The sequence below is a fragment of the Microcystis sp. LE18-22.4A genome, from assembly GCF_027531105.1.
GTDB classification, from domain to species: domain Bacteria; phylum Cyanobacteriota; class Cyanobacteriia; order Cyanobacteriales; family Microcystaceae; genus Microcystis; species Microcystis aeruginosa.
Genome location: NZ_JAPZRB010000118.1, coordinates 1 through 9,553 on the forward strand (window position 1 = coordinate 1; position 9,553 = coordinate 9,553).

The window sequence follows — 9,553 nt, forward strand, 5'->3', positions numbered from 1 at the left end:
AATAGCGACTCTTGTGTTGGTGTGGGGTAAAATCGAAACGAATAGGCTTTTTCCATACCTCACATTTTAGCATATATTTCGTAAACGATGCTCATATTTAACAGTAAAGCCGTCGTAGAACGACGGGGTTTCAGACCCAAATTTTCGATGATCGGGATTTGGTTGGTTCTGTTTTCAATCTTGGATGCGGTGGGTTAGCGCTACTCCTAACCCAACCTGCGGTTTTTGTCAATATATTTTTACTTTCCGAAACCTTTTTTCGGGCGGTTTTGTTTGGCAATACGGAGGGCTTTTCCGGTTTTGCCATCCTGTAGTGCAATCCGCATCGATCGCTTTTTCTGGTAGGATTGAATATCCGCCGCTAAGGGATGATCGTTATCGATCCGTAGATGGGTTAAAGAACAGATAAGACCCGTTTGTTTTCCCAATTCATTTTTTAGGGAACAAATAATTCCCCCCTCGTCTCCGGTGTAGAAAATTTTATCGATCGAAAACTGGTGATCGGGTTTGTATCGCTCGCCTTTTGTTTCGGCTATTTTTAACGTTTCGGGAGTTGCACGCACAGGGATTGGTAAACTCGCTTCCATTTTCTCGATTAAAAAACGAACTTGTCGGGGATCGTCGATCGACATGGTTATTCTCCTTGATAAAATACAAAGAACTGGCGATAGAACCCGATCGAGTAGGATAGCGATCGAAAACGCCAATCAGGGACATTTTGCCGTGAGCGCTCCGAATTCTCCCCCTCCCGGAACACAGATACTAGGAACCTTCGCCAGTCTTCTCGGTTTGCTGGGGATTTTTCTCTATTTTACGGGATGGATCTATCGGTGGGCCTATTTCGGCTGGTTTAGCCTTGAGATTAACCGTCTGGACTTGCCCTTGCGTTCCTTCCTTTTCGTGCCGATACAGGTCTTCTGTGGCGATTTCGGGGCGTTGCTGCGAACGTTTCTGGCACTGGTTGCCGTTGCCTTCGCGATTCCATTTACCCTCTGGATTTTGTCTCCCCTGCCATCCTATTCAATTGTCAGTCAATCTAAACGGAAATTTCATCAAAAATTTCACCCTCTAGGTTTATTAGTCCGGGGAATTCCCGAATCTCTCCGAAAAGATTTGATCGCTGTTATTTGGCTATTAATTATTCTTTTTTGGTTAGCTCGAATTCAGGGATCGAGCGATGCCCGTCGCGATGCAATTAATGATAGTTCTACCTTACCAGTTATCACTTTAGTTTTACCGGAAAAACAGATAGCGATCGGTCGCAATCCTGATGATGTTTTTACCGATCCTTCTCTCAAAGGTTATCGAATTATCGGTGAGACCAAATTACTCGAAGAGCTGCGGGGAAAAGAAACGAATGATAGTAAAGTTAATCCCCCGCGAGTCTGGCGTTTATTAATTCAAAATAATAATTGGACTTATGTTTTTCGCGGGTTATCCCCTCAGTCGGCAGACAATGAACGTCCGGCGATTCTAGCCATTCGCGAGGATAAGGAGGGACAATTGATGATTCTCGCGCTGGATGTCCCAAAATCCCGATGAGAGTCAATCGGGGAAATTATCAAAAGCGATCGTTAATAAAAAAAGTCTAAAAGTCGCACCCCACAAGGTTTTCGGCGTTGTCAGATCAGAAGAGGAAAGATGCAATGCTCCGGTGCTGATTCGGAGCATCTTTCCATTTGACAACGCCGATTGTAGGGCTAATTCATGAATTAGCCCTACGCCGATTGTAGGGCTAATTCCACTGCTAAATCGAGCGACTCTTGTTCCCCACTTAAGCCCAACTATCGGCACTATTCGTTCATTAAACACTAATTGTCAAGATGCCATGTAATCTTTCCTATCAAAGTAATTTCAGTTCCGGTGCTGATTCGGAGCATCTTTCAATTTGACAACGCCAGGTTTTTAGATTCATTCAGCCCGCCCTATCTAGGGATTGCCACCACCCACAGCGATGCCACTACCATAAATCTGAGCATTTGTCAAGTTAATTCTCTCCATCGATGCACCTGTCACATCGGCATCATAAATCACGGCACTGGTGAAATTGACTCCATCGAGATCAGCTTGATTCAAACTGGCATTAGTCAGAAAAGCTGCGGTCAAATTTGCGCCTTCTAGATTGGCATCGGTCAAATCTGCGCCCTCTAAGTTAGCTTCCCCCAGATTAGCTCCTTGTAAATTCGCTTTTCTCAAATCAGCACCGATTAGATGCGCCCCCCTTAAATCTGCACCGCGGAGATCACAGCCCGGACATTCCCGCGTATTCAATAATTGTTGTACCTGTTGAGGATTTTCCGCACCGACGGGGTTAATCAGCAGTAAGGAAGCTAGGGAACCTAGGGTAATCATTAAAGTCCTTTTCATCGTTTTAGCCTCCTCTTTCGTTTTCCTCTCTACTTTTAGGATAGGAAAAAAGCTGCTAACCAACTTCCCCCGATCGGGCTAATTCTCCTGTTATCTCACTTTTGCTTGCTTTTGCTAGTCGATCTCTCCTTTTATGACCGTTGCGATCGCTGCTCGGGCATTTTCCTTAAATTCCTTGACATCGACGCGACTTAATAACCAAACTGCCAGGATCATTCCCAATGCTTGCACGAGGAAAACGGAGCCATAGGCTAAAACCGGACTAGAAAAGACAACTTTACCGATATTTAAAATCGTACCGCCTAAAACCGTGGCTAATCCCCGTGCGATCGCTTGGGATAATCCCCAAGCGCCGATAAAAGTTCCCGCGGTTTCGGCAGCGGTTAAATCTAACATTAAACTGGTAGCTCCGGCGGTAATCATTCCCGAAGCTAAACCGAAAAAGAGCAAGCTTGATTTTAATAAACTTTGATTAGCAGAAAAGCCAGCAAAAATCAAGAGAATAAAACAAATTGTTGCAAAAATACAGCCATATTTAGTGGTTTTTTGTTTACCGATGCGGGGAATGAGCATAAATCCCGTGGCGGCAATACCAAAAAGGGTTCCGGTTCCCCAAAAAGCGTTTAATTGGGTGGTTTGGGCGATACACATCCCAAAAACCTCGCCGCCAAAGGGTTCCATAATTGCATCCTGCATAAATAAACTCAAAGTCATCATCAGCAGAAAGGTGAAAAATAAACCGGTTTGCCGACTAGCGGTGAGAACTTGTAGGGCATCTTTAAAGGTAATTTGATCCTCTCTTTGCACAAGAGTGGACCGACTGCTAAAACGAGAATATTTTTTTTCTACACCAAAAGTCGCCAAAATGCAGAGACCGAAAACGATAGCGGGCATAATCGCGAACACGGGGTTAATATTCGCCTGTAGCTGCGGAATATTGGCTATAGGGGCTGATTGAGTCGGATCATAGGTCAAAATATTTGTACCGCAGATATTGGGAGTATCCAGCAAACGAGAACTAACGATCGCCCCGACGACGATTCCCACCATCAGCATTGACCACACTATAGCAACTAATTGCGATCGATTATCTTCATCGGACACATCCACCAAGAGGGCGGCAAAAGGGGTGGAACTGGCGCTTAAAGCGAGTCCGTAGAGGGCGAAAATTAAGGCTAAGAGGGCAATCCAGGCGTAGGAAATGGTATTCCATCCCGAAGTTTGAATACTAAGTCCCAATTGCCAGACTACCTGCAAAGCAATAAAAGCTAAAGCGGTAAAAACTGCCGCCCCAATCCAGACATAACCGCTGCGATGATGACCAAAAATAGTTTTACCATCGGATCTTTGCCCAAACCAGATGCGCGCTGGACTAACAAACTGGTGCATAGCGATCGCAGCTGCGGCGAGAAAGGGTAAAACTTTTAACTCATCGATCATAATCCGATTGAGAACCCCCAAAGTCAGCAGGGACATAATACCTAGTCCCATTTGAAAGAGTCCTAAGCGAAACATGGTGAAAAGTCCCAGTTTTGGCAGGGGTTTTGGGGATGAGTGAGTAGAATTGGAGATATCGCTGGTAGCCATGGTTAAATCAATACAAAAAAAGCCAGTATTTAAAAATTTAACGCAGGACGAGCAGACATCTTCTGGGGATTTAAGTTTCTATCTCTGTTAACCAAGTGGTCAGATCTGTCAAGCTGGTAAAATCGAGCAGTGCTTCTCCTAAAGTTGCGAATTGTTCTAGAGATAGTTCTTGGATTTTTTGGCTTACAGTTGAGGATATTTCACCTAAACGACGGTTAAGTAGCCGTAGAATCAAAGCAACCGCTTCTTATTGTCTTCCTTTTTTTTGGATGTCCTGGACTGATTCGCCCATAATTTCTTCTCTTAATAAGCTTCTGATGATTTCCTTACTTAATACTAACCCCGCCAGAATTGCTGTAGCGGCGGCTAAATTGCTTTTTTCAGTTCTACCCTCGATATTATCAATTTTTGTGGCTACTTGTGCTAAGATTTTTTCTGAATTTATCCATATTGACTACTGCTTCAAAGGCCACGTTAGCATCAATTATCATCCTTGTAAAATAAGTATTTATCGGCTGTATTTCAGGATCACTTTCGGTTGCCAAAAAATGTTTCCTGATTTCTAAAATAAGTCTTAAGCTGTATTCCTTATTTCTTTTTGAAGAATATTCTAAAAGCTTACTTTTTGTGTTACTACTATGAACTAGCAATGGGCTAGATATTATCTAGATCATTTTTGACATCGATTATTGCTTGTTTTATGTTATCCAAGCAAGTTTTATGATCAATGAAATTACCACGAATCTCACTTATGTATTTATCTTGTTGACTATTTTTCTGCTCAAAATTATCAAAAATTAATTGGAAGTTTTCAATAAAATTACTTAAGCTCATCTGGATATATTCGTTTCTCGTTGCTAAATTATAGGCAAAAGTAATTAGTTGCTCATTAAGATTAGGGGGAAACTGTGTTCTCCTCGTCATTAGCGATAAATAAGTAGTCGGACATAAATTCTGTCGTCTGTCTTAAGAAATGTAATTCTGGCAATTCTTGCTGACTCCTGACTCCTGACTCCCATGGTTAACTTTACTTTTGTCCGACCACTTACCTGAAATCGTCTAACTGTATGTTCGAGTTAATCGAGATCGCAAAAAATGGAGATTTCTACGATCCCATCTTCCCCATTGTCCTCCCCGATGCCAAAATCTACAACCCCAAAGACCGACTAAAATGCACTCAATACTGGGAAACCCAAAGCAACGAACTAGAAGAAACCATGAAACAGGGAGAACTCGCCAACCGGCGAGGAATTATCGACGATCTAAATCTTGACACCCTGATCCAGAAGTCAAATCGTAAAGTGCTGACTCTGTAATGATTATAATCGATTCGATCTTTGTTTAGCGTTGAAGTTCCATTAGGAATAAATTGGGTCTTTTTCCAGCAAACCTAGCAATTTTTGCATTTTAATCCAAGCTCTTCTCATTTGCCAGAATTTACTTTTTTCCATGGCGGCTATTTTACTGTCAGCTTCTCGATAATCCAATTGGGTTTTTTGCAAGTCTTGTTGTAATTCTTGTTCATGAATTTCTAATTGTTTAATTCGTTCTCTAGCCCGTTCCAACTGAGCGAATATATCGACTCTTAAGGTGACTAAAGCGGCAAAAATGGCTTGGATATTTTGGGAGTAAAGTTGGGGATGATTATAAAAAAGTTGCGTATAGGAATAAATATAGTTTTCTGCGGTCATTGAGCGACTCATAGAATCAGCTTTTTGTCGATAGAAAAATAACACTTCTGGGATACGATAGACTTCTCGACCTAATTCGATCAGAGATAACCAAAAATCGTGATCTTCCCAACCATAAATTAAATTAGTATTATAGCCGCCCACAGTTTCCCAATCGGATTTCCGAAATAAACCGGAGCAAAATATCATATTATCTACTAATATATCGGGAAATTTATACTCAGGCAGCGGCCAAATTCCTTGTCTATCACCAAAATACTCCGCTTCGCAATAAACTATACCTAATTGCTCATTACTTTCTAGCAAAGTAACCGCTTTTTCTAGATAGGAATCGGCAATTTTATCATCGGCATCAAGGGGAAGAATATAGGTTCCTTGCCCTTGGGCAATTCCTAGATTTCTCGCTGTGGCAACCCCTTGATTTTCTGTGCGGATGATCCGGGTTTTTGGCTGTTGATAATTTTGTAAAATCTCGATGGTTTCTGGTTCTGTGGATCCATCATCAACGACCAGGATTTCAAAGTTTTGGTATGTTTGTACTAAAATAGATGTGATCGCATCATCAAGATAGCGACCTTGATTATAGCAAGGAATAATCACGGAAACTTGAGGAACATGACTCATTGAGGTTCTCTCCTACTCGATCAAAAACTAGGTTATCAATAGCTTATCCCAAAAGTTCCCCTTTCTCGTTTTTCTAAGTAAAGGAAGTGTTGATATCCCTACTAGCAATTTCGGGATAGTAGGACATATTATGAATAAATTCTGAAATTATTCCGATTGGTGGACAAAATCACCCAATTGGGTGATCCCCGTGAGGGAAGCATCTCTTTTTAATAGAGGATAAGTTATTCAATAATCCGATTATCATTACCAATGATCCTTAATCATGGAAGCTCATCAACAAAAACAACTCCGCACTTTCCTCTTGGAAAAATTAGCAATTTCCCCCCGTTCCCTCGATATGGCTGTGCGTCTCTGTGAAGCATCGGTGGGTTCTTTGCCGATGGTTTTATGGCAGTACGGTTTAATCGATTTGTCGCAATTGAATCAAGTTTTTGACTGGATGGAAACTGTATAATTATTTTCCAAGAATATGCTCATTAATTATCATTTTTATTAAGAGAATTGACCAAGTTCCAGAGCAGCGAGTTCCTGCAATTTATTTATTAAGTCCCGTTAAGGTTTGCCAGGGCAGAAAATCTCACCTTTGCTGGGACTAATTAAACCAGCTATCAGCCGCTATTTCCCCCCGTTTTAATTCGAGATTGATCTGGTATAAAATACTAATTTCTCGCCAAAGTAAGGTAGAAACAAACTTAATATAGCATAGGTTCTTGAGTTAGGCATCGACTATATGGAACTCTTTCAGGGCCGGATAGAAGTTGAGATTTTCATGACCCGGACGACTGAGTTTAATCAGGGCAAACCGTTGGGATGGTGGCAATTTTTGCCATTGTTCTAAACTAATGTCGATCTGGAATTCTCTAGCTTTTTCTCGGACTGTATCGGGAATCTGGCTATCATCTAGCCAAGCAGGATCGCGATCTATTGCTAGTTCTTCCGGGGGATTGCCAGTTTTTTCGGCGATTAATTTTTGCAGAAAATCTCGATAGATTTTGGCTTCTGCTGCCGTCGTACAAGCCATATTAACTAATACCATTCTTTCCGGTTGACTCAACTGCATCCAATGGGATAATTTTAATTTAACTCCACAGGTATCTAGTTTCATTCTCACGGTCATTGGTATGCAACGTAAGGAGTCCACAAATTCGGCTTCAAAGTCAAAAAAGGTGTTCATATTATTGCCTTGATTTACTGAGGATAAATCTATAATACAGCCTTGGGGTATAATTGCTGGCAAAACGTTATTTTGATTGAATAAAATTGGCTCGATATTGATGACTAGAGAGGAGAATTTCCTCTAGTTCCTGCCATTTTTCCCCTGTAATATAGTCAATAACTTTATCAAGATTTTGCCGATAATTTGCCAAAGATATCAATAAAGCTTGACGATTGTATTTAGCCATCATTAAACCTAATTCGGGATTGCCACCACCGACGCGACTGGTATCGCGAAAACCAGAACTAGCTAAATTTTCCGCTAATTCTCGAATATTCAGGTCTTGTTCTTTCGCACAAGCTTGGATTAAACTGGTACTAATCATTACTGGCAGATGGGAAATCCATGCCACGGCTCGATCGTGTTCTTCGGGGGAGGAATAATAAATTTTACAGCCTAATTTCTGCACGATTTCAGTTAAGATTTCCACGGCAAAGTTAGGGGTAGATTCAAGGGGAGTAATCAGATATGGGGCATTGACAAATAAACCACATTCTGCCGCATTAATTCCCTGTTCGGTTTTCCCAGCCATAGGATGACTACCGACAAAATTTGGCCACAATTGGCCACAATTGGCTACAATTACCCCTTTAACTGATCCCACATCGGTGACAATGGTTTGGGTTTTTAAATAGGGAGTTAATTTTTCCAAAGTTGGCACAATTAAATGTATAGGAGTACAGATAAAGATTAAATCGGCAGTAGCTAATAATTCTAAACTGGTGCTAGATTCATCTACCACTCCTTTTTGTACAGCGATATCACAGGTGTATTGTTGACGAGAAACTCCCAAAACTTTATAACCTTGTAAGCGGAAATCTAAGCTCAAGGAACCACCAATTAAACCCAGTCCAATAATGCCAATATTCATTAGGTTTACTCAAAGATAATTTCGTCTTCTAGTCGCCAAGCAGGATCGACAATGCACAAGAAAATTAATGGTTCCTCCCCACAATTATGAATATATTGTTTAGCTAGAGGAGGTATATAAATGGCAGCACCGACAGTCACTAATTGCACTTCCTCATCGATGTGCATTTCCCCTTGTCCTTGCAAAATATAATAAACTTCCGCAGTTTTTAAAGCGTGGGGAGTAGAAGTTTCCCCCACATCTACCCAGGCGTGGGCTAAACTATAACGTAGATTTAACGGCTGTTTATCGGGATGCAATAACTCGCGCAATCGGGTATGATCACCGGCGATGAATTCCTCACATTCGAGCAGTTTTCTGATTAACATAGTAAAATTAAACCTCGAAGATTGTTTTTATTTTATCATTGAGTCAAAAGCTAAAGACTAATAGCCGTTATCATAGAAATATTCAGCATCGCCAGAATTAACGAATGACTTGGTTAGAACATAGTGTACAGGTAGAAGTGGACGCGCCGATCGATCTGGTTTGGGCTCTCTGGTCAGATTTAGAACAAATGCCCCAGTGGATGAAATGGATCGAATCGGTGAAAATTCTAGAGGAGGAGCCAGAGCTTTCCCGTTGGAAGTTAGCCAGTGGTGGTCTAGAATTTACTTGGTTGTCACGGATACTGAAAATTGTCCCCCACCAGATGATTCAATGGGAATCCGTGGACGGTTTGCCTAACCGCGGGGCCATTCGTTTTTATGACCGTCATGGTAGGAGTATTGTGCGACTGACAGCAGCCTATGCTATACCAGGTTGGTTAGGAAAATTGATGGATAATCTTTTCCTCGGTCGAGTGGTGGAATCAACCCTGCAAGCCGATCTAGAGCGTTTTCGCCTTTATGCTCTCAATATTGTCAATAATACGCCGCCAAGGTGAGTTGACATACTCCCACCGTCAAGCTACGCTGTGACGGGGGATTCTTTCCACATCGCTGTTAGAAATTCCTTGTTCAACGAGACAGCTTAGATTCTCAATGTCTCCATTAAGAATCCAGAGACCGGACTCTCCCAAGGCGTTTGGGTCGGTTTCTGTTTGCCCAACAGTACCGTTGAGATAATTTCCCAAATATTGTAACCCTTTTTTAAGAATATTTATTGCTGCATTATGATCCCTATCTAAGACTGTTTTACAGTTAGGACATTGAT

15 protein-coding genes are annotated in these 9,553 nt (G+C 41.6%); 4 read left to right on the top strand and 11 right to left on the bottom strand.

The window, feature by feature from the left end:
• A partial coding sequence (locus O9295_RS27270) for a helix-turn-helix domain-containing protein (protein WP_353845532.1) occupies positions 1-56 on the bottom strand: 56 nt, incomplete at its 3' end.
• Positions 57-239: 183 nt separating this feature from the next.
• Positions 240-632: a hypothetical protein gene (locus tag O9295_RS04995; protein ID WP_288032149.1), complete on the bottom strand. Its 393-nt coding sequence runs from the start codon at positions 630-632 to the stop codon at positions 240-242.
• Between O9295_RS04995 and O9295_RS05000 the strand changes: the two genes are divergently transcribed.
• A complete protein-coding gene (locus O9295_RS05000; RefSeq protein ID WP_288032151.1) occupies positions 631-1,542 on the top strand; it encodes a hypothetical protein in 912 nt (303 codons plus the stop codon). The two genes, O9295_RS04995 and O9295_RS05000, sit on opposite strands and share 2 nt — an antisense overlap.
• 387 nt (positions 1,543-1,929) lie before the next feature.
• On the opposite strand, the gene O9295_RS05005 is transcribed toward O9295_RS05000, so the two are convergent.
• The 4 genes from O9295_RS05005 to O9295_RS05020 form a co-directional block, all read right to left on the bottom strand.
• Positions 1,930-2,367 carry a pentapeptide repeat-containing protein gene (locus tag O9295_RS05005; protein WP_288032154.1) on the bottom strand — a complete coding sequence of 146 codons (438 nt, stop codon included), beginning with the start codon at positions 2,365-2,367 and terminating at the stop codon, positions 1,930-1,932.
• 114 nt (positions 2,368-2,481) lie between these two features.
• On the bottom strand, positions 2,482-3,954 hold the full coding sequence (locus tag O9295_RS05010; protein ID WP_288032157.1) for a BCD family MFS transporter: 1,473 nt from the start codon (positions 3,952-3,954) through the stop codon (positions 2,482-2,484).
• Between the two features lie 70 nt (positions 3,955-4,024).
• The gene (locus tag O9295_RS05015) at positions 4,025-4,189 is read right to left on the bottom strand and encodes a DUF4351 domain-containing protein (RefSeq protein ID WP_288032160.1); all 165 of its coding nucleotides are present in this window, start codon (positions 4,187-4,189) and stop codon (positions 4,025-4,027) included.
• Positions 4,190-4,608: 419 nt separating this feature from the next.
• The gene (locus tag O9295_RS05020; RefSeq protein ID WP_288032162.1) at positions 4,609-4,878 is read right to left on the bottom strand and encodes a hypothetical protein; all 270 of its coding nucleotides are present in this window, start codon (positions 4,876-4,878) and stop codon (positions 4,609-4,611) included.
• 143 nt (positions 4,879-5,021) lie between these two features.
• Between O9295_RS05020 and O9295_RS05025 the strand changes: the two genes are divergently transcribed.
• Positions 5,022-5,270: a hypothetical protein gene (locus O9295_RS05025; RefSeq protein ID WP_288032164.1), complete on the top strand. Its 249-nt coding sequence runs from the start codon at positions 5,022-5,024 to the stop codon at positions 5,268-5,270.
• Between the two features lie 42 nt (positions 5,271-5,312).
• Here the strand turns inward: O9295_RS05025 and O9295_RS05030 are convergent, their stop codons facing one another.
• The gene (locus O9295_RS05030; protein WP_288032165.1) at positions 5,313-6,269 is read right to left on the bottom strand and encodes a glycosyltransferase; all 957 of its coding nucleotides are present in this window, start codon (positions 6,267-6,269) and stop codon (positions 5,313-5,315) included.
• A gap of 265 nt (positions 6,270-6,534) precedes the next feature.
• Here O9295_RS05030 and O9295_RS05035 point away from each other — a divergent pair, with 265 nt between their 5' ends.
• Positions 6,535-6,726 carry a DUF2949 domain-containing protein gene (locus tag O9295_RS05035; protein ID WP_002738067.1) on the top strand — a complete coding sequence of 64 codons (192 nt, stop codon included), beginning with the start codon at positions 6,535-6,537 and terminating at the stop codon, positions 6,724-6,726.
• Positions 6,727-6,987: 261 nt separating this feature from the next.
• Here O9295_RS05035 and O9295_RS05040 read toward each other — a convergent pair whose 3' ends face one another.
• From O9295_RS05040 to O9295_RS05050, 3 genes are all read right to left on the bottom strand, one after another.
• A complete protein-coding gene (locus tag O9295_RS05040; RefSeq protein ID WP_288032169.1) occupies positions 6,988-7,446 on the bottom strand; it encodes a nitrate reductase associated protein in 459 nt (152 codons plus the stop codon).
• 67 nt (positions 7,447-7,513) lie between these two features.
• Positions 7,514-8,359, bottom strand: coding sequence for a prephenate/arogenate dehydrogenase (locus tag O9295_RS05045; RefSeq protein WP_288032167.1), 846 nt, complete (start codon positions 8,357-8,359; stop codon positions 7,514-7,516).
• 5 nt (positions 8,360-8,364) lie between these two features.
• Positions 8,365-8,727, bottom strand: coding sequence for a cupin domain-containing protein (locus O9295_RS05050; protein ID WP_002736559.1), 363 nt, complete (start codon positions 8,725-8,727; stop codon positions 8,365-8,367).
• Positions 8,728-8,831: 104 nt separating this feature from the next.
• Between O9295_RS05050 and O9295_RS05055 the strand changes: the two genes are divergently transcribed.
• Positions 8,832-9,284 (top strand): SRPBCC family protein, encoded by a 453-nt coding sequence (locus O9295_RS05055; RefSeq protein WP_002758186.1) that lies wholly within the window; start codon positions 8,832-8,834, stop codon positions 9,282-9,284.
• Between the two features lie 18 nt (positions 9,285-9,302).
• On the opposite strand, the gene O9295_RS05060 is transcribed toward O9295_RS05055, so the two are convergent.
• Positions 9,303-9,553 (bottom strand): zinc ribbon domain-containing protein (locus O9295_RS05060; RefSeq protein WP_288032168.1); only part of this gene is annotated, 251 nt, incomplete at its 5' end.

Bases quoted from the DNA above. Each gene is read 5' to 3' on its own strand.
- O9295_RS05045 (WP_288032167.1), bottom strand. From the start codon at position 8,359: ATGAATATTGGCATTATTGGACTGGGTTTAATTGGTGGTTCCTTGAGC.
- O9295_RS04995 (WP_288032149.1), bottom strand. From the start codon at position 632: ATGTCGATCGACGATCCCCGACAAGTTCGTTTTTTAATCGAGAAAATG.
- O9295_RS05000 (WP_288032151.1), top strand. From the start codon at position 631: ATGGTTATTCTCCTTGATAAAATACAAAGAACTGGCGATAGAACCCGA.
- O9295_RS05030 (WP_288032165.1), bottom strand. From the start codon at position 6,269: ATGAGTCATGTTCCTCAAGTTTCCGTGATTATTCCTTGCTATAATCAA.
- O9295_RS05055 (WP_002758186.1), top strand. From the start codon at position 8,832: ATGACTTGGTTAGAACATAGTGTACAGGTAGAAGTGGACGCGCCGATC.
- O9295_RS05005 (WP_288032154.1), bottom strand. From the start codon at position 2,367: ATGAAAAGGACTTTAATGATTACCCTAGGTTCCCTAGCTTCCTTACTG.
- O9295_RS05020 (WP_288032162.1), bottom strand. From the start codon at position 4,878: ATGACGAGGAGAACACAGTTTCCCCCTAATCTTAATGAGCAACTAATT.
- O9295_RS05025 (WP_288032164.1), top strand. From the start codon at position 5,022: ATGTTCGAGTTAATCGAGATCGCAAAAAATGGAGATTTCTACGATCCC.
- O9295_RS05010 (WP_288032157.1), bottom strand. From the start codon at position 3,954: ATGGCTACCAGCGATATCTCCAATTCTACTCACTCATCCCCAAAACCC.
- O9295_RS05040 (WP_288032169.1), bottom strand. From the start codon at position 7,446: ATGAACACCTTTTTTGACTTTGAAGCCGAATTTGTGGACTCCTTACGT.
- O9295_RS05035 (WP_002738067.1), top strand. From the start codon at position 6,535: ATGGAAGCTCATCAACAAAAACAACTCCGCACTTTCCTCTTGGAAAAA.
- O9295_RS05050 (WP_002736559.1), bottom strand. From the start codon at position 8,727: ATGTTAATCAGAAAACTGCTCGAATGTGAGGAATTCATCGCCGGTGAT.